Source organism: Chitinophaga filiformis (assembly GCF_021646545.1).
GTDB lineage: Bacteria > Bacteroidota > Bacteroidia > Chitinophagales > Chitinophagaceae > Chitinophaga > Chitinophaga filiformis_A.
This window is the reverse complement of the sequence record NZ_JAKIRP010000006.1, coordinates 374,462-398,900: the sequence shown is the minus strand read 5'-3', so window position 1 is coordinate 398,900 and position 24,439 is coordinate 374,462. Positions and strand designations below refer to the sequence as shown.

Genomic DNA, 24,439 nt, shown 5'->3' with positions numbered 1-24,439 from the left:
TGGTACCCTGTAATCGTTGGCTGTCCGGCGGATTTATACCCAGGTGATAGTCGCAGAAAGTTGCCCTCCCGGGAATATTGTAATATGGGTTAGCCGCCTGAATTGTGTAATAAGGTTGGCACTCCGCGATGGGTTGCTTCATTGACAGGTTGTACTGACGAGTTATAGACGTAAGGGGCTTAGAGCCGGTTACACCAACTGGAAGATTAATAAACCACGATGTCCAATTGTTGATATCAATCATTTTTTGCATCAATTTGTTGTCATTAATTTGTTGCATTAAATAATCAAACATCAATATACCAATGCATAAAGGATTTCTCATCATCGCAGCAGTACTGGGCGCTCTGGCCGTAACACTCGGCGCATTTGGCGCTCACAAGCTGAAGGAACTGGTTCCACCGGAAACAGTAAGCACATTTCAGACAGGCGTGACCTATCAGTTTTATCACACATTCGCATTACTGGCGGTAGGCATTTTGTTTATCCACTTCCCCGCAGGCGCTAATCTGCTGGAATGGGCGGGACGTTGCTTCTTTATAGGAGTGATACTCTTTTCCGGTTCTTTATATGTCCTAACAATGATAAAGGCTACTGAAACAGTGGGACTGAGCAAAATAGGGATCATTACACCAATTGGAGGTTTATTCTTCATTGCCGGCTGGATCTGCCTTTTATTGGCGCTCCTGAAGAAGTAGCCGATGGCGCCTGATAATAAGGCATTCCAGAAAGTATTAACAATATTAGCATACACTTAACTATCCAGGGGCTGGCTTATGGCTTAGCCCCTGTAATTTTACGGAACGATACGCCTCAGCAGTAATGCGGTAACAGCGACGTTGTGACGCTGGTTGAATACAAGATGTCTGAATTGCAGCACGACAATAAGGACATTGTCAGCCTGATGGAATACGAGATGTCTGAATAGCAGCACGGCAATAAGGACATTGTCAATCTGGTGAAATACCAGATGTCTGAATTGTAACACAGTAATAGCGGCGTTGCAGTCTGGTGGAATACGAGACGTCTGAATAAGAACACAACAATAACGACATTGTCCGCCTGGTAGAATAAACAACATCTGAACAGTAACGCGACAATAACGACGTTGTCAGTCCGGTGGAATGAGGATATCGTAAACATGTGCCTTAGCTGGTTGAGAAATGTTTGATGTCGCTCCATAGCATACCGAAGCAGAAACGTTTGACACTGCTTCATCGACATCCAACCAAGCAGGTACAGCACATGTTGCGATATCCGAAATGCAACGCGGATGTTAACAATACACGCAGTCGGCAGCACAAGTTGCGATACCTGGATGTCAACAATACACGCGGTCGGCAGCACACGTTGCGATATCCGAAATGCAACGCGGATGTTAACAGTACACGCAGTCGGCAGCACATGTTGCGATATCCGAAATGCAATATGGATGTCCGGTACTGCAACAAGCAATCGCACACGAAAAAACAATAAAACAACAAGCATGTTCAAATACCTGATTATCATTTGCCTCAGCCTCGCAGGAACAGTGACAGCACAGGAAATCAACGGCAACTGGTACGGCGTTTTTACAAATCCGCAAGGCCAGAAACAACGCCTGCAATTACAACTCCAGCGCCAGGGAAATCAACTTAAAGGACGATTGAAAAGCCCCGACATCGCAGCCGACGACATCGCGCTGGACACAGCTTATGTAAAAGGTAACACCCTGACATTCGTCATTAAAAATATCAGCTTCAAATACACCGGCTACTGGAACAGTATCCGCAACCGTTACGAAGGACACTTCGAACAGGTCGGGAACCGCACCGCCCTGAACTTCTCCAGGGATGAGGTCAAAGACCTTCCCGTGACCCGTCCGCAGGACCCCTCCGAGCACCCTGCATATGAAGTGCAGGACGTGAAATTCGTGAACCCGGTTGATAAAGTCCTGCTGAGCGGAACCTTCACAAAGCCAGGCCTGAAAGGCCCATATCCTGTCATCGTCCTGATCTCCGGCACTGGTCAGCAGAATCGGGATAACGAACAGTTCGACCATCGCTCATTCGCCGTGCTCACCGACTACCTCGTAAAACATGGCATCGCTACGTTGAGGTTTGATGACCGCGGAGTAGGAGAGAGCACTGGCAACTACGATTCCTCCGGTATTTTCAACTTCGCCGAAGATGTGAAAGCCGCTGTTAACTGGCTGCGTAAGAGAAACGATGCAGATACTGCCGCCATCGGACTATTAGGATACAGTGAAGGAGGGGTAGTAGCCCAGATCGTTGCCGCCGGCGATCCGAAGATCGCTTTTATGATCACCATGGCCTCCCCGGGACTTGATGGCAGGGAGTACTATAACCGTAAACTGGCGCAGGTAGCAAAGATGCTCGGAGAAAAAGATAACCATATTGAGGCATATGTAGCCAGCTACCAGCGTTATCTGAACGTGATGGGCCTCACTGCCGATCCTGCCGAAAGACAACGGAAGGCTTATGCAGAGCTGTCGGCCCTCTATAATCACTTTGGGGATAGCACCAATACAATCGGCCGGCAAAACTTCATAGAAGCGACTTATGCCGTTGACAATAAAGCCGAAGCGTTGTCCCTCCTCCAGTACGATCCTGCCACCTATCTCGCGAAGATAAAATGCCCGGTACTGGCTATAAACGGGAGTGAAGACGTGATCACAGACGCTACCACCAACCTGAAAGGATTGGAAAGCGGACTGGTAAAAGGTGGAAATGAACTGGTTACGATCAGGAGCTTTTCAGGGCTGAATCACCTGTTCCAGCGTTGTGAGTCCTGTACATTGGAAGAATATGGCACTTTGGACGAGACAATAAACCCGGCAGTATTGGAGTTTATCACAAGATGGGTACAGTTGTTGTATTAATGGCTGGACCCAAATTGAGAACCAGGGGGACAGCGGACGGGGAATACATGAATTCCCGGTTCCTTAGTTACTGATTCTTAATTGAAAATAAATTCTTAATATATCGAAGAGCGACCGTAATTTTGGAGCGCTATAATGTATGTCTAAAAATAAACTGAAAACAGAAAAACCGGAGAGTAAGAAACCTCGAGGCAACGACCCCAACGTACTTAAGCAGGACAAGGAAGTAGAGGTAAAAGTAAAAGAACTGGTAAAAGATGAAAGGACCCATAAGGTTTTGGGGGTAATATGCCTGTTGTTGTCGCTCTACTGTTTTATCGCGTTTACATCTTATCTCTTTACCTGGGAAGAAGACCAGGATAAGGTATTCCGTTATTCAGCCAGCTTGCTGCTGATGGACATGGATAGCGTGAAGGTGGAAAACCTCCTCGGGAGGTTAGGGGCCTTCGTCTCCCATTGGTTTTTCTACAAAGGGTTCGGTATAGCTTCCTACCTGTTTTGTTATCTGTTTTTTGTCCTTGGTGTCAACGCTGTGGTGGGCCGTCGTGTGTTCCGCATCTGGCGTAATGTTAAATATATCCTCTTTGGTTTGCTGTTCATCAGTACGACCGCAGCCTTCGTATCCATGTTATCCGACTTCCCCTGGGGAGGAGCTATGGGTGACGCTGTCAATACCTGGCTGATCGGCTTCCTGGGAAGGGCCGGGGCTGCCTTACTCCTGCTTGTGGCTGGTTTATCCTGGCTGATCTGGAAATACAACTACGATTTCAAATGGCTGGAACAGCAGTTTAAAGCTAAACCCAAACCTGCAGTAGCACCTGCTGCGGTTCCTGAACCTGCAGTAATTGCCGTTACGCCGCAACAGCCGGCTGCTAATGCGAAGGAACCCCGGAAGAAAAATGGACTCAGGGAATCTGGTGTTTCAGTAATACCGCCTCCTTCAGAAAATACCGAACTGCCTGAAATGCAGCTTATTGAGCGCAGTGATGCATCTATCACCCTGATACCTCCTGCAAATCTGTCAGCCGGTGAAGAGGAAGAAGTAGAAGAGGAAGAAGAAGTGGAGGAACAGGAAGAAGATGCCGGACCATTATTATATATAGAAGAAACCGTCGAGCAGACATCTTCCCGCAGGAAGAAGCCGAATACGGAAGATGTGGCCTGGGAGATCAAACCTCCGGTAGAAGAAGCGGAAGATGAAATGGAAGAAGAGCCCGTAAGACAGCCCGTTCAGATGGATCCTTACGAGCCTACCCTCGACCTGCGTGATTATAAATACCCGTCCCTGGAACTACTGGATAACCACAGTACCGAAAAGATCGTAACGGATGCCAGTGAACTGGACAGAAACAAGAACCAGATCATCGACACCCTGAAGAACTACGATATTTCAATCCAGAAGATCAGTGCCACCGTAGGACCAACCGTTACTTTATACGAGATCGTACCCGCCGCCGGTGTGCGCATTTCCCGCATCAAGAACCTGGAAGATGATATCGCCCTGAGCCTTTCGGCCCTGGGTATCCGTATCATTGCGCCGATCCCCGGTAAGGGTACCATCGGTATCGAGGTGCCTAATGTGAAGAAGAGTATCGTATCGCTCAGGAATCTGCTGGCCTCTGAGAAGTTTCAGCAAAGCAGCATGGAACTGCCCATTGCTATCGGTAAAAAGATTGATAATGAGAACTTTATCGCTGACCTGGCTAAAATGCCGCACTTGCTCATGGCAGGTGCTACCGGACAAGGTAAATCAGTGGGTATCAATACATTACTTGTATCCTTGCTCTATAAAAAGCATCCTTCTCAGCTGAAGTTCGTATTGGTAGATCCTAAAAAGGTGGAACTGTCGCTCTACAAGCTGATAGAAAAACACTTCCTGGCCAAGCTGCCAGGAGAGGAGGAAGCCATTATTACCGATACCAAAAAGGTGATCCATACCCTCAACGCACTCTGTATTGAGATGGACCTTCGTTACGATCTCCTGAAAGAGGCTGGTACCCGTAATATCAAGGAATACAATCACAAATTCGTCCAGAGAAGGTTGAACCCGCAAAGGGGACACCGTTACCTGCCATTCGTGGTGCTGGTGATCGACGAGTTTGCCGACCTGATCATGACTGCCGGTAAGGAAGTGGAAATGCCGATCGCCCGTCTGGCCCAGCTGGCCCGTGCGGTAGGTATTCACCTCATTATCGCTACCCAGCGTCCGTCTGTTAACATCATTACCGGTACCATCAAAGCCAACTTCCCGGCGCGTATCGCCTTTAAGGTTTCCTCGAAGATCGACTCCCGTACCATCCTGGACATTGGAGGGGCAGAACAGCTGATCGGGCAGGGGGACATGCTGGTATCCTTCAATGGTGAGCTGGTACGTTTGCAGTGTGCCTTTGTAGATACGCCTGAAGTGGAGAAAGTGGCGGAATATATTGGTGAGCAGCGGGCTTATCCTGAAGCCTACCTGCTACCGGAATATGTGGATGAGAAGGAAATGGAGGGCAAAGAGATCAGCCTGCAGGACAGGGACCCGCTCTTTGAAGAGGCAGCCCGTGTTATTGTACAGAACCAGCAGGGCTCTACCTCTCTGTTGCAACGCCGTATGAAACTTGGCTATAACAGGGCCGGAAGGCTGATGGACCAGCTGGAGGCAGCCGGTATCGTCGGACCTAATATGGGTAGCAAGGCCAGGGAGGTGAATGTCAAGACAGAGGCCGATCTCGAAGAGATCCTGAACGATCTCGGCTGATCGTAGTACATTTGGCTTTATATTAACGAAAGATAGACAGGTATCGGCATAACATTTGTCTTTACTAACAGCAGAAAACAAAACTTACGAAAAATGAAGAGAATTTTATTATTGGCCATATTAGCAGGCGGAGTAGTAATGAATGGAATGGCTCAGTCCAAAGGTAGCCTGGGTAAGAATGATCCCAAGGCGAAAGTGATCCTGGACGGTGTAAGCAAGAAATTTTCACAGTTGAAATCAGTGGTGGCCAATTTTGTATTGAAAATAGAAGGTGCAAACAATAGTGTAACAGATTCTAAAAAAGGCACCGTTTACATGAAAGGTGCTAAATATAAAGTGAACCTGGACGGCCAGGAGATCATCAGTGATAACAAAACTTCCTGGACATACGCAAAAGATGCTAACGAGGTAACAATCAATACTGTAGATCCTAACAGTTCTTCCCTGTCACCGGCTAAACTGTTCACTAACTTCTACGATAAAGACTATCTGTACCGCCTGGATGGTGAAACTACTGAAAAAGGTAAGGTGCTGCAGAATATCGAGATGACGCCTACAGACAAGTCAAAGAACGTATTCAAAGTGATCGTGTCTATCGACAAAAAGAACCAGAACATCTCTAAAATGAAGGTTTTCGAAAAGAACGGCAACCACTATACATACGAGATCACCAGCTTTACACCTAATACGAATGTATCAGACGCTACTTTCAGCTTCGATCCTAAGAAGTATCCTGGTGTAGAAGTGGTAGACCTCCGCTAAAAATATTGATGGATCTTCGCAACCGAAGACAAAGAAAAGCCTGGCTATTTTTGGCCGGGCTTTTTCCATTTTATTATTACCTTTGGCAAGTTTAAATTAAAATTAAGCAATATGGCATACGACGTAATCGTAATTGGTAGTGGCCCTGGTGGATATGTGGCTGCTATCCGTGCTTCTCAGCTGGGATTTAAGACGGCAATCGTTGAAAGAGAGAGCCTGGGCGGTATTTGTTTGAACTGGGGCTGTATTCCCACGAAAGCATTGTTGAAGTCTGCACAGGTTCTGGAATATATACAGCACGCCAAGACTTACGGAATTAACGTAGGCGAGGGTAGTGCTGATTTTGACGCTGTGATCAAGCGTAGTCGTGGTGTAGCTGATAAGATGAGCAAGGGCGTACAGTTCCTGATGAAGAAAAATAAGATCGAGGTGCTGATGGGTACTGGTAAGCTGAAATCCAAAGGTCAGGTAGAAGTAACTGACAAGGATGGTAAAACTGCCGTACATGATGCAAAATATATCATTTTGGCAACAGGTGCACGTTCCCGTGAACTGCCTAATCTGAAAATAGATGGTAAAAAGGTAATTGGCTACCGTGAAGCAATGGTACTGCCAAAACAGCCTAAATCCATGATCGTTGTAGGTTCCGGCGCAATCGGCGTTGAGTTTGCCTACTTCTATGCAACCCTGGGCACTAAAGTGACCATCGTCGAGTTCATGCCGCGTATCGTTCCGGTTGAAGACGAGGATATCTCTAAAGAACTGGAAAAGATCTACAAGAAGAAAGGTATTGAGATCATGACCAACGCTTCCGTTGAAGCTGTTGAAGCTGCAGGTGAAGGCGTGAAAGCTAAAGTTAAAACTGCTACCGGCGAGATCTTCCTGGAAGCAGACGTAGTACTGAGCGCTGTTGGTATCGCTGCCAACATCGAAGGTCTGGGTCTGGAAGCTTTAGGTGTTAAAACTGACAAGGGTAAAGTACTGGTTGATAAATACTACCAGACCAATGTTGCGGGCGTATATGCCATCGGTGACATGGTGCCTGGTCAGGCGCTGGCGCACGTTGCTTCTAAAGAAGGTATCGTTTGCGTGGAAGCGATCGCTTACAACGAAAAGAAATACGCACATAAACCTGCGCCTATCGACTATATGAACATTCCTGGCTGTACTTATTGTGCTCCGGAAATTGCATCTGTAGGTTATACTGAGAAAGCTGCAAAAGAAGCTGGTTACGAAGTGAAAGTTGGTAAATTCCCATTCTCTGCTTCCGGTAAGGCTACTGCAGCCAGCGCTCCTGAAGGTTTCATTAAAGTGATCTTCGACGCTAAATACGGCGAGTGGCTGGGTACACACATGATCGGTGCTAACGTTACCGAAATCATCGCACAGACTGTAACTGCCCGCACACTGGAAACCACTTACCAGGAAGTGCTGAACTCTATCCATCCGCACCCGACCATGAGCGAATCTGTAAAAGACGCTATCGAGGTTGCTTATGGCGAGGCAATTCACCTGTAATAATTCATTCTTCTATAATTCGAAGCCCTTCTGCTTTGCAGGAGGGCTTTTTGTTTTGCTTGTAGAAGCTCAGGCTAAATTAGGAGCTTTGGCTGTTTGTTCCTTTTGTTGATGATATTGCTTCGGTTCCAGGTGGGACCACTGGCTGTAGTTCTTTGACGTTTCTTGTCGTTGGATCATATTGTTGATTATGTCTGACCTTTTGTCTATGAATTGCTGATGATATTGCTTCGGTTCCAGGTGGGACCACTGGCTGTAGTTCTTTGACGTTCCTTGCCATTGAGCGGTGGGAGGTCGTATTGTTGATTGTGTTGACCTTTTGTCCATGATTTTGTTAGATAATATTGCTTCGGTTCCAGTTGGGACCACTGGCTGTAGTTCTTTGAAGTTCCTTGTCGTTGAGCGTGGGAGATCGTATTGTTGATTGTGTTGACCTTTTGTCCATGATTTTGTTAGATAATATTGCTTCGGTTCCAGGTGGGACCACTGGCTGTAGTTCTTTGAAGTTCCTTGTCGTTGAACGGTGGGAGGTCGTATTTGGCTGTTGGATATCTATAAAACCCCTGGTAATTCGCATCAGCACTTCAAACAACTAAGGCCAGTGATCTTCACCTGGAACCGCCGCTCCCTCCAGGCGGACTACTTGGCGGATAGCGACCACATTTTTAATCCTTAAACACTATCCTCCATTGTATTGACGACGCTTTGAATTGCATAGGTCCCAATCTGAATGCCCCCTTTACCCAACCCATTGCATAATTGTATTTCAAATAGCAGTAAAGGTGTGTCTCTGTTGATTATCTCGTATATCTCCGCTTATCCTGACGATCATTTTGTCATAACCGTCGACAATCTGCCATCATACATTACAGGAGTCAATTGACAGGAGGGTGGCCAATATATATATCACTATTTCACTGTATCGTTCATCAGAAAGACATATGTCCCGGAGCTCGGAATATAAGCGGAAGCCAATAAGTATAACGGTTTCAGGTGGGAATCACTGGCCTTAGTTGTTTGAAGCGCTGCCACGCTTGACAGGGGTTTAATCCATATCTAATAGCCAAATACGACCTTCCATCGCACAATAGCAAGGAACTTCAAAGAACTACAGCCAGTGATCCCAGCCTGAAACCGAGATATCACCAATCCGGAAGGTATACATTACGGCAATTACGGCACTAATGAATATAAGCGGAAGCCAATAAGTATAACGGTTTCAGGTGGGAATCACTGGCCTTAGTTGTTTGAAGCGCTGCCACGCTTGACAGGGGTTTAATCCATATTCAATAGCTAAATACGACCTTCCATCGCACAATAGCAAGGAACTTCAAAGAACTACAGCCAGTGATCCCAGCCTGAAGCCGAGGTATCACCAATCCGGAAGGTATACATTACGGCACTAATGAATATAAGCGGAAGCCAATAAGTATAATCACTTAATTGTTTGAAGCGCCTGCCACGTTTGACAGGGGTTTAATCCATATTCAATAGCCAAATACGACCTGCCACCGCTCAATAGCAAGGAACTTCAAAGACCTACAGCCAGTGATCCCAGCCTGAAACCGAGGTATCACCAATCCGGAAAGGCATAAGGCAAGATTTTCGGAACAATTACGTAATCCCACACACCTTTCTGCATAAAGATACCCGCCGAAAGTTCGCCAATCCCTGTTCTTTAATTTCCATTTAAGTTTTATTTTCTGAGTATCATGGAAAGTTGTAATATTGATATCGAGCAACTGAAATCTAAACGATAAAAGTCAAGCACTAAAAGTCGAAAATCTACAACCGGGCACACCCGGTGTTACCCGAGTAATCAAAAATTGAAAATCCAGCAATGACGCGGTAAATCGCGAGTTGCCGCATGTCTTGCAGTTACAAAAATGAACGCATGAGTTAAGCAAATTTATCTGTCAGGTTAGCTATATCTACTGATGAACAATGTACCTATTCCATGAACGCAACAGGGAATTAGTCTATAGACATTTGCCTTCAGTTTCCCGGGACGATTGATCCTGGTGGTATGCAGTGCGCTCACTGCAAGACAGCCACTAACAATGATCGTCGGTCTTCCGGTGCTGAACAGGATGTTCATGGCAGACACATTTATCATCAGCTGATCAGCTAATAATATCTTCATTTTATCGAAACCCAAATCTTACAATGTATGCGTAAACACACATTAACGGCCCTCTTTTGCCTGATGGCAGGAGCAAGCGCCTGTATCGTCTCCTGTAAAAAAGATAGCGCACCAGCTAAAAGTACCAACGAAGCTGGTGTTTCCCAGACAACACTCGACCAGATCAGTGCCCTCGGATTTAGCACCGCTGAGGTACGTAAAGTAGATGGCGGCTATCTCGTAGAAGGCGACATTTTACTGAGTGAGAATGACCTCACCACAAAGGTGAACAGCCCATTCTTACGTACTGCCAAAGAAGAGCAATACCGCACCAACAACCTGGTGACCGGCTTACCACGTGTGATCACTATCAAGGTATCCAACCTGGGAACTGCTTTCATCGCTGGTACTGATACTGCCATTGCACGTTATAACAGGCTGGGACTGACCATCACCTTCAGACGTGTTACCAGCGGTAGTGCTAATATCACTATCTCTGGCTTCAACCAGGGACCAAGCGGTGGTTATATCACCCTGGGATCTGCCGGTTTCCCTACCAGCAACGGTAATCCTTACAACTCTATCCGCATGAACACAAATACAGCGGCATATGGTACGAACCCCAATGTATTGTATGTAGGATCTGTAATCCAGCACGAGATTGGTCACTGTATCGGTTTCCGTCACACAGACTATTTTGACCGTTCACTCAGCTGTGGTGGCAGCGCTTCCAATGAAGGTTCTGCAGGCGTAGGCGCTATCCTCATTCCTGGTACACCAAGCGGTTTCAGTTCCAATTCATGGATGCTGGCCTGCTCCAATGGTGGTAACCGCACCTTCAACTCCAACGATATCGTTGCATTGAACTATCTGTATTAATTCCGCTATCAGGAGACGGGCATTGATATAGGGAACATTGGTATTGCTCTTTGGGAAAACTATATCGCTCTCAGAAGAAGGGATTGATATCAGGTAACTGAAAGCAATATCATGAAACAAACATCGCATGCTTAGTACCCCTGATGCATGAGCACAATCTGTAAAAATATTAAAACATTTAAACGTTATGCGTAAGTACGTACTTGGCGCTTCCATCTGTCTGCTGGCAGGCACACTGATGGTTTCCTGTAAAAAAGATGCAGTAAGATCAACGGCTGCATCAGAGATCTCCGATGAAACAAAGGCTAAGATCTATGCCCTGGGATTCGGTACTGACAATGTCAGAAAAGTAGCAGGAGGGTATCTCGTGGAAAACGATATCGTGTTGACCGAAGAGAATCTGAATACAAAGGTCAACAGTCCAATTGTAAGAGTTGCTGAAAGCGAACAGTATCGCACTACCAATCTGGTCTCTGTATCTGGTACCCGTAATATTACGGTGCTGGTAAGCGGTCTGGGATCTGCTTATGTAGCAGGTACTGACACCGCTATCGCCCGTTATAACAGGGCTGGTCTGAGTATCACGTTCACCCGCGTTACCAGTGGTACGGCCGATATTACTATCCAGGGCTTCTCTCAGGGCCCCAGCGGTGGTTTTATCACATTAGGATCTGCCGGATTTCCGACAGCTGCCGGCAACCCGTATAACTCGATCCTGATGAACACACACCGGCTGGCATACGGATCAAATCCGAATGTGCTGTATGTAGGTTCTGTGATCCAGCACGAACTCGGTCACTGTATCGGCTTCCGCCATACAGACTACGACACGCGCGTGAGCTGCAATCAGAATGTGAACGAAGGAGATGCCGGCATAGGCGCTATCCACATTCCTGGTACACCAACAGGATTTGACGCCAACTCCTGGATGCTGGCATGCTCCAATGGCGGCGACCGTACATTCAATGCAAACGATCTTATCGCACTTAACTATTTGTATTAACTCATAAGATCCCTTATTAGCTGATGCATGAGCAGACGATAGCCATAGCAGCATGCCATCGGGTCATCAGGTCATCGTTCTCAGATGCTGTTGCCGTGACCACTATCGTCAAAAAAAAGCCAGAGACGTAGCTTTCCGCTATCCGTCTCTGGCTTTGCTATTGGAAGATCTTGATATTTAATGTTAATCGAAGCGTTAGAGATCACTAATTGATTGCTCCGAAGTGCTGGATAATCGATCAATGTTATAGATCATTATTGATCACTATCAATTACTATCCGATCAATCACTAATTGATTACTACGGATCGCTAGCTAATCAACCACTGTTATAAATCGTTATTGATTGCTATCAATCACTGACAGGCCAACCACTAATTGATTACTACGGATCGCTAGCTAATCAATCGCCGTTATAAATCGTTATTGATTGCTATCAATCACTGACAGGCCAACCACTAATGATTGCTACGAATTGCCAGCTAATCGATCATTGGTTGTAAATTTCTAATTGATTACTGCTAAGCGCTAACAACCGATCACTAACTAATGATCAATTCATACACTGAATCGCTCACCAATCGTCCCTATTCGGCTTTACATTCATACACAACAGAGCTGCATCTATCTACGTTTTTCAGTCCTTTTCTGTAGGAAATAAATCCATTCCAGAAGCCTTTAAACAAGCCATTACCACCGGTTTTGTATTTCTCACTGAGCAGGCTCACATAGAATCCATCAAACACCATAGGATGTTTACGTACGATCCGGATCTTATGTTGTTTCAGCAGGACTTCCATAGAGGAAGGGGAGAAGTGGTAGAGATGTCGTGGCACATCATAGGCGGCCCAGAAGGACGCATAATGTTCCGCATCAGGAGATGTATAATTCGGCACTGCGATAAGAAGAGAGCCTTCTGGTTTCAGCAAAGTACGGATCTGTTTTAAGTAATCATGCAGGGAATGCACATGTTCGAGTACATGCCACATAGTGATTGCATCAAACTGTTGCGCCGGCAGGGAGAACAGTTCAGAGGAGGGCAGTGGTTCGATGTTATAAAGTGTTTTGGCATTATTCCTGGCAATTTCGTCAGGTTCCAGGCCAGTGACCTGCCAGCCAAGTTGTTTCATATAGTGCAGGAAGGCGCCGGTACCGCAACCTATATCCAGCAGCGTACCTTGCTTTAGTCCTGTAGCAGCTTTTACCCAGTTCTGTTTAGAGCGCATGGTGATCTTTCGTACGCTGTGGTACAAGCGGTTGATCAATCCCTTACGGGTCTCAGAATGGGAAATATAATCCTGTGATTGATAGTAACGACCTATTTCCGCCGGGCCTGGAACATGCTGGGTAAACCTTCCGCTGCAATGCCCGCAATGATAGATATCAAATGATTCGCCCGACACAGTATAATCTTTGGCAGTCAATACCTTGTGTATATTGCCGGCCCCACACACCGGGCAGGCGTTATAATAAATTGAAGACATGGCCTAAAAATACAATACTATTATGAATTACAGATAATCAAATGAGAATTGCCCTAAAACGCCTGAGCGTGAGATAATCATGTATCACGAACAACATTGAGCATTGATGAACATTCCAAAAAGTCAATGTAGCTTTCAAAGAGTGTTTAAATTGTTCATAATGTTCGTCCATGCACCCCTCAGGATATGTCGGCAATTAACCAATACAGTGACAGGATTAGCCAGTATCCAGTATTACAATCAGAAGCTGGCCACCAATCGTCCGTCCGGAGGTAGCAGCGGTTTCAGGTGGAGATCACTGGCCTTAGTTGTTTGAAGTGCCAATCCGCACCACCAGGGGTTTAATGGATATCCAACGGCCCAATACGACCTCCCATCGCTCAATTGCAAGGAACTTCAAAGAACTACAGCCAGTGGTCCCACCTGAAACCGAGCTACCGTAGTTACCAAAGCTCCTCAAGAACAAAACAAAAATTCAACGCCAGTGACCGAGCTACCGTAGTTACCAAAGCTTCTCAAACGAACAAAAACAAAAATTCAAAGCCAGTGACCAAGCTACTGTAGTTACAAAATCACCTCAAACGAACAAAACAAAATGTGACAGCCAGTCGTCCTACCGAGCTACCGATGATCAAACGCCTTTATACTCGCCCCACACCTTCCGTAACGTATCCGCAATCTCTCCCAGCGTACAATAACTCTCCACTGCCTCCACTACAATCGGCATAAGATTCTCCGTCGTCTGCGCCGCAGCCTCCAGCCGCTGCAACAACGCCGTCACCGCCACATTATCCCGCCTCGCCCGCAGCGACTGCAGCCGCTCCGTCTGCACCTGCCTGATGCTATCATCAATCCGGAATACTTCTGTAGTAACATCTTCGCGCACAGCGAACTTATTCACCCCCACAATGATCTTCTCCCCATTCTCAATCTCCTGCTGATAACGGTAAGCACTCCTCGCTATCTCATCCTGCATGAACCCTTGTTCAATCGCACTGACAGCACCTCCCATCACATCTATCCTGCCGATCAGCTCCCAGGCGCGGGACTCCACTTCATTCGTCAGCGCCTCCACATAATAAGAACCCGCCAGCGGATCCACCGTATCCGCGATACCGCTCTCATATCCCACGATCTGCTGCGTACGTAGTGCAATCCGTGCCGCCGCCTCTGTAGGAAGTGACAGCGCTTCGTCATAACCATTGGTATGGAGCGACTGCGTTCCCCCAAGTGTCGCCGCCAGGGTTTGTACAGTCACCCGTACGATGTTGTTGTGCGGCTGCTGGGCCGTCAGCGTACTACCGCCCGTCTGCGTATGGAAACGCATCATCTGCGCCTTAGGATCTGTCGCGCCCATCTCTTTGGTAATATGCGCCCACATGCGGCGGGCAGCACGGAATTTAGCCACTTCCTCAAAGAGATGATTATGCGCATTAAAGAAAAATGAGAGACGACGGGCAAAGACATTTATATCCAGTCCTTTGTCCAGCGCTGCCTTTAAGTACGCTTTACCGTTAGCCAGGGTAAACGCGAGCTCCTGTACGGCATTAGCACCCGCTTCGCGGATATGATATCCTGAGATGGAGATAGTGTTCCACTTGGGTACCGAGTGACTGCAATAGTCAAAGATGTCGGTAATAAGCCGCATAGAAGGCTTGGGAGGGTAGATGAAGGTACCACGGGCAGCATATTCCTTGAGAATATCATTCTGAATAGTACCTGATATCTTCTTCAGATCAGCACCTTGCTTTTTTGCCAGGGCAATATACAGTGCGAGTAAGATAAATCCGGTAGCATTGATGGTCATGGAAGTGGAGATCTCCTCCAGCTTGATGCCTTTGAACAGGCGTTCCATGTCCTCCAGCGAGTCGATGGCGACGCCGACCTTACCAACTTCACCCTCCGACATAGCATGATCGGAATCATACCCGATCTGGGTGGGCAGGTCAAAAGCTACGCTGAGCCCCATTACTCCCTGTTGGAGCAGGTAGTGATAGCGTTCGTTGGACGCTTCTGCCGTGCTGAATCCCGCATACTGCCGCATTGTCCATAGCTTATCCCGGTACATGGAAGCATGCACGCCCCTTGTAAAAGGAAACTCGCCCGGTAACTCCTGCATCGGCACCGGATTGGTATATACAGGTGCGATCGTGATACCGGCATCTGTTTTGATACTATCTTTCATATTCTGAATTTCGTGGAATAAATGTCGTCGTAGGAGCAATGTTACATAATTATTACGTTATTGCGGCGGAGCACAAATTTGATAATTTGCAAAAAGTTTTTTCTGATAAGCCATGTTTATTTACGCTTTGTTACTACTCACATTTGCTCTGGCGCTGCTAAGTATTTTCCTGGTCTTTGTTGCTTCCGGCCGGATATTCCGGCATAGCTGGTCCCTGTTTATCTTAGGGCTTTCTCTCGGTTTGTTCATTTATCTCTATGGAACGTGGATCTACCTTACTGTGGATGCTAAATGGGGATTTGGCATCTGTCTGCTGTTAACGTTATTCCTTGGCTTCTTCCGTAAAAAGAAAGATGCGCCGGTACCGCGGGTATGGCGTTTTGTCGGCAACCTGTTCTTTTCGGTAATATTCTTAACGCTCAGTATCCTGTATTTTACAGGCACTACCGGAAAAGCGAGGGCTATAGACCTGGCTTTCCCGCTGAAGACGGGCCGTTATTTTGTGCTGCAGGGAGGAAAGGGACTGCCGACAAACCTGTTTCACTATAGTCTGCGTGGGGCTATATATGCCATAGACATAGTGAAGTTAAGGCCCAATGGCAGCCGGGCAAAAGCTATATTCAGCCGTCGCCTGGAGGATTATGAAATATTCGGCGATACATTGTATAGTCCATGCGATGGCCGCATTGTCAGGGCTGTTGGGGACGATCCGGACAATATTCCGCCGGAAATGATCAGGGGACCGCACAATACCAACCAGGTATTGATAGAAACAGTGAACAGTTATGTGTTCCTGGCCCATCTGAAACATGGCAGTGTGATCGTGAAAGAAGGAGATGTGGTTAAACAGGGAGATCCCCTGGGATGTGTGGGTAATTCAGGATTCAGCTCTGAACCGCATTTACATATACAGGCACATGTAAAAGTGCCGGGCATTCCCTGGTACCTGTCGCCGCCCCGCTATATCCATTTTAACGGAAGAGGGTACCTGTTGTATGAAGTGATCAGACCTCAGCGGGTAGAGATGGTGAAAAAGTAATGGAGCAAAAGCTAAGCGGTTAAAATAACCGTTTAGCTTCTGCATTTAATATCTGTGAAGTCAGTTCGGAAGGAGAAGTTTCCGCCTGCAGGAATATTTCCAGTATCTGTTTGTTCAGGTCCATTGCTGTAGCATCAGGAGGAAGCTGGCTGGCTACCTGGTTGATGATGGTAATGGTTTGTTCTTTCAGTGTTTTTACCGCTTCCCAGGCCATAGGAGACACATAGATCTGCTGAGCGATGTTATGTTCATATTCAGCTTTGATAGTCTGCACCAGTCCCACCTGCATGTCAACCGCTGTTAATCCCGGCTGGAATATACGTCCGATCAGGTTCTGCAGGTTAATACGTTCCACCAGCAATACCAGGCGCTCATAGGCCTGTAACTGTAATGGCAGGATAGCTTTGTCTGTAGCCGGTTTCGATGCGTTTTCCGCTGGCGCCGGAGTGGCTTCCGGTTTGCGGATCATGTCTTTTAAGGTCATATAAAGGATAGCCAGTACGCCGGCACCCAGTACGATAAACAGTAACGTGCTATTTGAAATGTTCATTCAGATTGGATATTACAGCTGCAAATATATGGAAATGAATTAATATGCAAGGGTACTGTAAAATAGAAAGCTCCGGTATGTGGTGGTACCGGAGCTAATATTAATGTTGATTTAACTTATCAGCTTAATTGTGCAAATCCTGCTTTCAGGCGTTTCATACCTTCCTCCAGTTTCGCCATGGAAGTAGCATAGGAGAGACGGATACAGTTTGGCTGTTCGAATGCAGCGCCGGTAACAGTAGAAACGTTCACCTTGTGCAGCAGGTACATGCAGACATCATCTGCATTGTTGATCACCTCACCGTCATAAGATTTACCAAAGAATGCGCTGACGTCCGGGAACATATAGAAGGCGCCATCCGGCTCAATCAGTTTCAGGCCGGCGATGCTGCTGAGCTGTTCGAAAACAAAAGCGCGTCTTTTCCTAAACTCAGCTACCATGGCATCTGCTGTGGTCAGATCGCCGTTGAGGGCTGCGACGGCAGCACGCTGCGTGATAGAGCTGGTGGCGGAAGTAAACTGGCTCTGGATGTTCTCGGCAGCTTTAGCCACTGCTTTTGGAGCGGCCAGGTAGCCCAGACGCCAGCCGGTCATGGCAAAACCTTTACTGAGACCGTTGATGATGATGGTACGTTCCTGTATGCCTTCAAACTGGGCAATGCTTTCATGTTTACCAACATAGTTGATATATTCATAGATCTCGTCGGCCATGATGTAGATCTGGGGATGTTTTGCAAATACATCCGCCAGTGCTTTCAACTCTTCTTTGCTGTATACGGAGCCGGTTGGGTTACACGGAGAAGAGAACATAAACAGTTTTGTCTTCGGTGTAATGGCTGCTTCCAGCTGGGCCGGCGTGATCTTATATTTATTTTCGATACTGCATGGAACGAATACCACTTCTCCCTGACACAGTTTTACCAGTTCTGAGTAAGTAACCCAGTAGGGGGTAGGAATGATCACTTCGTCGCCAGGATTGATGATACTCAGTACTGCATTGGCAATACTCTGTTTGGCGCCTGTTGATACGACAATCTGGTCAGGCGTATATTCCAGTCCGTTATCGCGCTGCAGCTTGTGCACTACAGCCTTACGCAGTTCCGGAATACCGGCAACAGGTGTATAATGTGTAAAGCCTTCATCGATGGCTTTCTTTGCGGCCTCCCTGATATGGGCAGGTGTGTCAAAATCGGGTTCTCCTATACTCAGATCTACAATGTCTATACCCTGGGCTTTCAGCTCACGGCTTAATTTAGCCATCTTAATCGTTTGAGGCTCGGATATCCTCGACAGCCTTTCGGCGAGTTCCATTTCCTTCATATGCAATAACAGTTTTATAGGGTTAACTGGAGACAAACCTACAATAAATTTGGAAGTGTCATAGTAGAAAAAAAAGAAAGCTATAATGGAGAAACGCGATGGATAAGGATACACTGTAACAAAAAAGCAGCCGGGACCAACTTTACTATTGATCCCGGCTGCCTGGGTATGTATAAACGCAATTTTACAGATTAGTAAAGACTGCGTATGTTATTTACGGCTAATTTTCTCTTGTCCGTATAATTCTTGGAACCTATCAGGTAAATAGTATATACACTACCTGAAGAGAAGCTGTTGCTGGGGGAAGAATTTTCTACCAGCACGGTGTTGGTACCGGCTTCTTTTATCTTGATATTGTTGGTGAAAACGCCTTTGGTCAGCGGTGTGAATGCTGTTCTGAACCCGCTGGTGCCCACGTAAGTACGGTTGCTGTCCACTTTTACATCGTCAATGTACAGGTCAACAGCGCCGGTGGTAGGGCTTAAATGGAAGAAACGGATGTTCACGGCTGTCTGGGTAGCGCCCGTAAAATCGTCTTTAATGCTTCTCATCTGCGGTGCAGCGGAATCGCCATAAGCTACTACGGTATTGTATGTCAGGGAATCATACAGGCTGGTTACTGCTGCATAATCAGTTGTCTGACCGGCCTTTTTGAAAGCGAACGTACGGATACCGCCGTAAATAGGATATCCGATGAAGGTAAAACCGATGGAAAGCGCGCCGTTATTCACTTTGGTGCTGTTATCATAAAAATCCAGGTCTCCGCTGGTGAGGATACCATTGATAATAGCTACCGCAGCTCTGTCCCGCTGAGGAGTTACGTTGTCACTTTTTAAGCAGGCGCTGAAGCTGGTTACCACTGTCACAAGGGCCGCCATTGCCCACACTCGAGTTTTTTTAGTTGTCATTTTGCTATCTTTTAGTGCGAATTTGATTTGGTTATAAAAGGTTATTCAAGACGTTTGGTATAGTCGAACCTGAATTTCGACAGATCCGGAAGATGTTTTTTCGCGCGTTGTAGTTCATACTCGTAAATGATTTCGCCCAATGCTTTTAAGAATGGCTTCCCTGTTTCTTCGAACTGATAATGTTTGTCGCTTAAAATGCCGTTTTTATTTACATATACGGTGGCCGACAGCATGAATTCTACATGATGTGTGAAGTCTGCTATATAGGCTACATCTGTCAGAAATCCGTATGCCCAGCCAGGTTTATTGAAACTACGTATGTTCGCATTAATGTTGTCGCTTTGCTTCCCTCCAAATAACAGGAATTTCACATAATTGTGGTGGAATTCGGCTGTATCGTAATGGGGATGTGCTGATTCTTCCGGTTGCGCAGACATACAGTGATATAAAAACTGGTAATCGCTATCCCTTAAACGGAATCGACGTGCTTTTGTTACAGCTTCCGGAAAAATTATCTGCCGTAATATTCCGTGAAGGTCGGCCAGGGGGACCCGGTTCTTCTGAGAGGCGTCCATAGGGCTGTTCACCAGTTCGTCCTTGTCATTATAGTACCCTTTTCCCATCAGGTCATGCCGGGGAGAGAAGGTAAGGCGGCTGTAGGCTGCCGGCTGACTGTATATCACCCGGTCGCCCTGACGGAAGGTGACGGGGTTGGTATGCCGGTTTTCTTCGGGATCTATTCCCGTGACCCCTACCCGGTGCTTTATCTGGACAGCTGTAAAACCATTCTCCCACAATCTCTTATTAAAGGTCTCCTGCCCGATGAACTCATAGAGACGATTATAAGCGTCGTTATCGCTCACCAATAATATTTTTTTAATATATTGCCCTACTGAAGGTAGTCCGCCGGCAGCGGTAGTATCTGACAGTACGGCAGGCGTAATGTCTTTCAGGCTGTCGGTGAACATGGGCGTATTCCTGTCCAGGCCCGGAATATCCAGGTCATTCAGTTTCTCCAGGGCCAGGGCGCTTGCCGCCAGTTTTACGGTGGAAGCGGGGTAGAAATACCGGCCGGTATCAACCCGGTAATAGTAGTCGGTGAAGTGAGGCCGGTTCGCCGCGTCCCTGTCTATGCGGGTGTAAATGATCTGTAAACCAAAGTCCTGCGATTGCCGGAACACAGGGCCCAGTCTGTCCGCATGAGCGTTCAAAAGAGTAACGAGGAAAGAGTCTTTAGCAGGATAGTACCTTGTTGCCATATTTTTATTAGTATTGCAGGCTGCAAAGAATAGCATCAACCAGAGAAAAACAGAACGACGCATAAAACAAAGATTAATTTTTCGCAGGAAAGCAAGGGTTTATGTACTGATAATCAATTATTTCTACCTTTTTCCTTTTCTACCTCCGAACGGCTTTAATATATCAATTTAAATTCTATCTTTGCAACTCTTAAAAAATTTTTATAAACCCGAAACAATATGCAACTTAAAGGACTGGTTAGATTTTTTGCCGGTGCATTGATCCTTATCTCTGTGTATTATTTGTCGTTCACGTTTTTGGTACGTGGCTACGAGAAGAAAGTAGCTGCGCAAGCCCAGAGTGATATTAGCAAATCATTCCCGACTGCTGAACAGAAGTATCCTGGTAACAAAGAGCTGCAGGCGGTTTATCAGGACTCACTGGCAGACCTGGTGAAAGAAAGGAGACAGCGGATTCTGGACAGTACCAGTAACAAAGAAATGGCGGGTTTTCCTTGGTATGTAACTTATGACAAAGCCAAAGAAAAAGAGCTGAACCTGGGGCTTGACCTTCAGGGTGGTATGAACGTAGTACTGGATGTAAGTGTGGAAGATGTGATCCGTTCACTGAGCGGCCATTCACAGGATCCGGCTTTCAATAAAGCCCTGGACCTGGCGATACAGCGCAAGAAAACCAGTCAGTCTGATTTCGTTACATTGTTCGGGCAGGCATATGAAGAAGTACAGCCGCAGGGCCGTCTTTCTACCATTTTTGCCAACGCATACCAGAAAGACATTGATTTCAATACAAGCAACAGCAAGGTACTGGATGTGATCCGTCGTGAGGCAGGCGCAGCCATTAAGAATACTTACCTCGTGCTGCAGAAACGTATCGATAAATTCGGGGTTGCTTCTCCTAACATCAGCCTGGATGAAACCAAAGGTATCATCTCTGTTGAACTGGCAGGTGTTGACAATCCTGAGCGTGTAAGAAAATACCTGCAGGCCAGCGCTAACCTGGAATTCCGTGAGGTATACAAAAACGATGAGCAGTTCATCTCTACTATTCTCCAGCCGATGAACGAGGCCATCAAAGCTGCTGTAGGCGCTGCTCCTGCAAAGGCTGCTGCTGATACAACCGCTCAGCAGGCTAATGACACCACTGCTGCTGTAGCAAAAGCTGCTGCTGACACTACAACTACCGGTAGCCTCTCCGCTATCTTAAATGACTCTGCAAAATCCGGCAAACCTGACTCCCTGAAGACAGAAGCTGAACGCAGGGCCGAACTGGCAAAAGCTGAGCCTTTCTTCAGCATTTTCGCCCCAAGATATCATCCTCAGCAGGGCGTTGCTTATGGCCCGGTTGTAGGTAATATCCTCCCTTCCGATACTGCTACCTTTAGCCGTTACCTCAGGATCCCATCAGTAAGAAATACACTGCCTAAAGACCTGGTGTTCGTATACGGTGCTGAAGACAAAGAAAATAAACGTGCACCACTGCCGGTATATGCTATCAAAGTAAATCCGATCAGCCCTGCTCCACGTGTAGGTGGTGAAAGGGTAGTGGATGCAAGACAGGATTACGACCAGAGCGGCCGTCCGGAAATTTCCATGACGATGGACCAGGTTGGCGCCAAAGAATGGAAAAAACTGACCGGCGAACTGGCTCCTTCAGATCCTAACAACCCTGCTACACTCAACTATGTAGCTGTAGTGCTGGATAACATCGTTTACTCCGCTCCATCCATCCAGGGTGAGATCGCAGGTGGCCGTTCTTCTATCTCCGGTAGCTTTACCCTGGAAGAAGCAAACGACCTGGCAAACATCCTGAAATCCGGTAAAATGCCGGCTCCTGCTAAAATCGTTCAGGAGCAGATCGTCGGACCATCCCTCGGTCAGGAGTCTATCGCAGCGGGTGCTAAGTCTTTCATTATCTCCTTCATCGTGATCTTCGTCCTGATGCTGGTGTACTATAACACTGCCGGTTGGGTTGCGAACATCGCACTGATCCTCAACCTGCTGTTCACCTTCGGTATCCTCGCTTCCCTCGGCGCTACGCTGACAATGGCAGGTATCGCGGGTCTGGTACTCACCGTCGGTATGGCTGTGGACACGAACGTAATCATATTCGAACGTATTAAAGATGAACTGACACGCGGTAAGAACTACCAGCAGGCAGTAGAAGACGGTTACAAACGTTCCTACGCACCTGTACTGGATGGTCACATCACCTCCCTGCTGACAGCGATCATCCTGTTCTACTTCGGTCTTGGTCCGGTACTGGGCTTCGCTACCACACAGATCATCGGCTTGCTGCTGTCTCTGTTCTGCGGTATCATGGTTTCCCGTATCGTTACTGACTGGTGGACTAACAAGAAAAGACACTTCGAATACTTCACTCCGATCTCTAAAAAGATCTTCAAACACGCTTCCTTCGACTTCGTAGGAAAGAGAAAATACGCTTACATCATATCATTCGTGATGATCGCATTAGGCGCATCCTCTTTCTTCCATGGTTTCCGTCACGGCGTTGACTTCGACGGTGGCCGTAACTTCACTGTTCGTTTCGAACAGCCAATGAAAGCAGAAGAAGTACGTGACGTGCTGGAAAAAGAATTCGGTAGCGAACCTTATGTGAAGACAATCGGTACCAGCAACCAGCTGAGCATCACTACCAACTATAAGATCGAAGAACAGAACGAAGCTGTTGATAAAGAAGTAACGCAGAAACTGTACAATGGTCTGAAGAAGTTCTATGATCCTGCAATGACTTACGAGACATTCACGTCTCCAAGGTTCATCGTAGCTTCACAGACAGTATCTCCGACCATCTCTGATGACTTACGTGCAGGTGCCGTGAAAGCGACCATCCTGTCGCTGGTTGTGATCTTCCTGTACATCCTGCTGCGTTTCAGCAAATGGCAATATTCAATCGGTACTATCTTCTCCCTGTTGCACGACGTGATGGTAACACTGGCAGTATTCTCTTATTGCCGCGATATCGTTCCGTTCCCACTGGAAGTTGACCAGCACTTCATCGCTGCGATCCTGACCGTGATCGGTTTCTCCATGAACGATACCGTGATCGTGTTCGACCGTATCCGCGAATACTTCCGTACGGGTGTAATGAAAGGCGCAAGCAGAGACCAGATCATCAACAAAGCCATCAACGATACGCTGAGCCGTACCGTAATGACTTCCCTGACCGTGTTCCTGACCATCCTGATCCTGTTCATCTTCGGTGGTGAGGTAACCCGTGGTTTCGCCTTCGCAATGCTGATCGGTGTAATCACCGGTACTTACTCCTCCATCTTCGTGGCGGCTCCGGTACTGGTAGACTTCGACAAGAAGAACGAGCTGGCTAACGAAAGCGAAGTTGTTCCTGTAAAAGAAGCAGCTGCTCCGGCTACGGCGAAAAAATAAGTGTTCAACTAAAATGTTTGATAATTAAAAGCCCTTCGGTACAACCGAGGGGCTTTTTTCATTGGGTATGATTTACCATATCAATCCGTTAAAAACCACATTGATTACGGGGAAACCAAATCGTGTGTGGGGAATCCGGTTTGCCCGGTTGAAACCCCGGGCTACAAACACAGCCCACCTACGGCGGGCGGCTTGAACAGGCGGCCTGGTGTCTGTAAACGTTCCCGTTGTAATTGGGATAACCATACGTATTACCTCGGGTAATGGTTAAAATCATATCCGTGGTGAATCCCATAGGTCGCCATGGTTATTGTTCCGGACCACAACATGAGCTTACCCGATGGTGTCCGGTTTGAATAACGGACGACTAACCTCTATAAACTCTC

Annotated in this window: 17 protein-coding genes; 9 read left to right on the top strand and 8 right to left on the bottom strand. The window is 47.0% G+C overall.

Going from position 1 to position 24,439, the window contains the following annotated elements; translation table 11 throughout:
* Nucleotides 1-305 precede the first annotated feature (305 nt).
* Entirely contained in the window at nt 306-698 is a 393-nt protein-coding gene (locus L3C95_RS17915; RefSeq protein ID WP_236389532.1) for a DUF423 domain-containing protein, read from the top strand.
* Between the two features lie 98 nt (nt 699-796).
* Here the strand turns inward: L3C95_RS17915 and L3C95_RS17910 are convergent, their stop codons facing one another.
* Entirely contained in the window at nt 797-988 is a 192-nt protein-coding gene (locus L3C95_RS17910; RefSeq protein ID WP_236389531.1) for a hypothetical protein, read from the bottom strand.
* 498 nt (nt 989-1,486) lie between these two features.
* Between L3C95_RS17910 and L3C95_RS17905 the strand changes: the two genes are divergently transcribed.
* From L3C95_RS17905 to lpdA, 4 genes are all read left to right on the top strand, one after another.
* Nucleotides 1,487-2,881, top strand: coding sequence for an alpha/beta hydrolase family protein (locus L3C95_RS17905; protein ID WP_236389530.1), 1,395 nt, complete (start codon nt 1,487-1,489; stop codon nt 2,879-2,881).
* Nucleotides 2,882-3,020: 139 nt separating this feature from the next.
* Entirely contained in the window at nt 3,021-5,624 is a 2,604-nt protein-coding gene (locus L3C95_RS17900; RefSeq protein WP_236389529.1) for an FtsK/SpoIIIE family DNA translocase, read from the top strand.
* A gap of 93 nt (nt 5,625-5,717) precedes the next feature.
* Nucleotides 5,718-6,386, top strand: coding sequence for a LolA family protein (locus L3C95_RS17895; RefSeq protein WP_236389528.1), 669 nt, complete (start codon nt 5,718-5,720; stop codon nt 6,384-6,386).
* A gap of 111 nt (nt 6,387-6,497) precedes the next feature.
* Nucleotides 6,498-7,904, top strand: coding sequence for a dihydrolipoyl dehydrogenase (gene lpdA / locus L3C95_RS17890; RefSeq protein ID WP_236389527.1), 1,407 nt, complete (start codon nt 6,498-6,500; stop codon nt 7,902-7,904).
* 1,921 nt (nt 7,905-9,825) lie between these two features.
* On the opposite strand, the gene L3C95_RS17885 is transcribed toward lpdA, so the two are convergent.
* Nucleotides 9,826-10,047 (bottom strand): hypothetical protein, encoded by a 222-nt coding sequence (locus L3C95_RS17885; protein ID WP_236389526.1) that lies wholly within the window; start codon nt 10,045-10,047, stop codon nt 9,826-9,828.
* Between the two features lie 27 nt (nt 10,048-10,074).
* Here L3C95_RS17885 and L3C95_RS17880 point away from each other — a divergent pair, with 27 nt between their 5' ends.
* Complete coding sequence (locus tag L3C95_RS17880; RefSeq protein ID WP_236389525.1) at nt 10,075-10,905, top strand: M57 family metalloprotease; 831 nt, start codon at nt 10,075-10,077, stop codon at nt 10,903-10,905.
* Between the two features lie 187 nt (nt 10,906-11,092).
* Nucleotides 11,093-11,908 (top strand): M57 family metalloprotease, encoded by an 816-nt coding sequence (locus L3C95_RS17875; protein WP_236389524.1) that lies wholly within the window; start codon nt 11,093-11,095, stop codon nt 11,906-11,908.
* Nucleotides 11,909-12,494: 586 nt separating this feature from the next.
* Here L3C95_RS17875 and L3C95_RS17870 read toward each other — a convergent pair.
* Both L3C95_RS17870 and L3C95_RS17865 read right to left on the bottom strand, forming a co-directional pair.
* Nucleotides 12,495-13,391 carry a class I SAM-dependent methyltransferase gene (locus L3C95_RS17870; RefSeq protein ID WP_236389523.1) on the bottom strand — a complete coding sequence of 299 codons (897 nt, stop codon included), beginning with the start codon at nt 13,389-13,391 and terminating at the stop codon, nt 12,495-12,497.
* A gap of 631 nt (nt 13,392-14,022) precedes the next feature.
* Nucleotides 14,023-15,576 (bottom strand): methylmalonyl-CoA mutase, encoded by a 1,554-nt coding sequence (locus L3C95_RS17865; protein ID WP_236389522.1) that lies wholly within the window; start codon nt 15,574-15,576, stop codon nt 14,023-14,025.
* Between the two features lie 112 nt (nt 15,577-15,688).
* Here L3C95_RS17865 and L3C95_RS17860 point away from each other — a divergent pair, with 112 nt between their 5' ends.
* Nucleotides 15,689-16,615: a M23 family metallopeptidase gene (locus tag L3C95_RS17860; protein WP_236389521.1), complete on the top strand. Its 927-nt coding sequence runs from the start codon at nt 15,689-15,691 to the stop codon at nt 16,613-16,615.
* Between the two features lie 19 nt (nt 16,616-16,634).
* Here the strand turns inward: L3C95_RS17860 and L3C95_RS17855 are convergent, their stop codons facing one another.
* From L3C95_RS17855 to L3C95_RS17840, 4 genes are all read right to left on the bottom strand, one after another.
* Nucleotides 16,635-17,165, bottom strand: a complete 531-nt coding sequence (locus L3C95_RS17855; protein ID WP_236389520.1) for a hypothetical protein — start codon at nt 17,163-17,165, stop codon at nt 16,635-16,637.
* A 119-nt stretch (nt 17,166-17,284) separates the two neighbouring features.
* Entirely contained in the window at nt 17,285-18,484 is a 1,200-nt protein-coding gene (locus L3C95_RS17850) for a pyridoxal phosphate-dependent aminotransferase (RefSeq protein ID WP_236389519.1), read from the bottom strand.
* Nucleotides 18,485-18,675: 191 nt separating this feature from the next.
* On the bottom strand, nt 18,676-19,392 hold the full coding sequence (locus tag L3C95_RS17845) for a DUF4397 domain-containing protein (RefSeq protein ID WP_236389517.1): 717 nt from the start codon (nt 19,390-19,392) through the stop codon (nt 18,676-18,678).
* Between the two features lie 41 nt (nt 19,393-19,433).
* Nucleotides 19,434-20,651, bottom strand: a complete 1,218-nt coding sequence (locus L3C95_RS17840; protein WP_236389515.1) for a serine hydrolase — start codon at nt 20,649-20,651, stop codon at nt 19,434-19,436.
* A gap of 219 nt (nt 20,652-20,870) precedes the next feature.
* On the opposite strand from L3C95_RS17840, the gene secDF reads away from it, so the two are divergent.
* Nucleotides 20,871-24,053, top strand: coding sequence for a protein translocase subunit SecDF (gene secDF, locus L3C95_RS17835; protein WP_236389513.1), 3,183 nt, complete (start codon nt 20,871-20,873; stop codon nt 24,051-24,053).
* Nucleotides 24,054-24,439: the final 386 nt, after the last annotated feature.

Coding starts and splice junctions, on each gene's coding strand:
- L3C95_RS17850 (WP_236389519.1), bottom strand. CDS start 18,484: ATGAAGGAAATGGAACTCGCCGAAAGGCTGTCGAGGATATCCGAGCCT.
- L3C95_RS17915 (WP_236389532.1), top strand. CDS start 306: ATGCATAAAGGATTTCTCATCATCGCAGCAGTACTGGGCGCTCTGGCC.
- L3C95_RS17840 (WP_236389515.1), bottom strand. CDS start 20,651: ATGGCAACAAGGTACTATCCTGCTAAAGACTCTTTCCTCGTTACTCTT.
- L3C95_RS17875 (WP_236389524.1), top strand. CDS start 11,093: ATGCGTAAGTACGTACTTGGCGCTTCCATCTGTCTGCTGGCAGGCACA.
- L3C95_RS17880 (WP_236389525.1), top strand. CDS start 10,075: ATGCGTAAACACACATTAACGGCCCTCTTTTGCCTGATGGCAGGAGCA.
- secDF (WP_236389513.1), top strand. CDS start 20,871: ATGCAACTTAAAGGACTGGTTAGATTTTTTGCCGGTGCATTGATCCTT.
- L3C95_RS17855 (WP_236389520.1), bottom strand. CDS start 17,165: ATGAACATTTCAAATAGCACGTTACTGTTTATCGTACTGGGTGCCGGC.
- L3C95_RS17865 (WP_236389522.1), bottom strand. CDS start 15,576: ATGAAAGATAGTATCAAAACAGATGCCGGTATCACGATCGCACCTGTA.
- L3C95_RS17860 (WP_236389521.1), top strand. CDS start 15,689: ATGTTTATTTACGCTTTGTTACTACTCACATTTGCTCTGGCGCTGCTA.
- lpdA (WP_236389527.1), top strand. CDS start 6,498: ATGGCATACGACGTAATCGTAATTGGTAGTGGCCCTGGTGGATATGTG.
- L3C95_RS17905 (WP_236389530.1), top strand. CDS start 1,487: ATGTTCAAATACCTGATTATCATTTGCCTCAGCCTCGCAGGAACAGTG.
- L3C95_RS17870 (WP_236389523.1), bottom strand. CDS start 13,391: ATGTCTTCAATTTATTATAACGCCTGCCCGGTGTGTGGGGCCGGCAAT.
- L3C95_RS17895 (WP_236389528.1), top strand. CDS start 5,718: ATGAAGAGAATTTTATTATTGGCCATATTAGCAGGCGGAGTAGTAATG.
- L3C95_RS17885 (WP_236389526.1), bottom strand. CDS start 10,047: ATGAAGATATTATTAGCTGATCAGCTGATGATAAATGTGTCTGCCATG.
- L3C95_RS17900 (WP_236389529.1), top strand. CDS start 3,021: ATGTCTAAAAATAAACTGAAAACAGAAAAACCGGAGAGTAAGAAACCT.
- L3C95_RS17845 (WP_236389517.1), bottom strand. CDS start 19,392: ATGACAACTAAAAAAACTCGAGTGTGGGCAATGGCGGCCCTTGTGACA.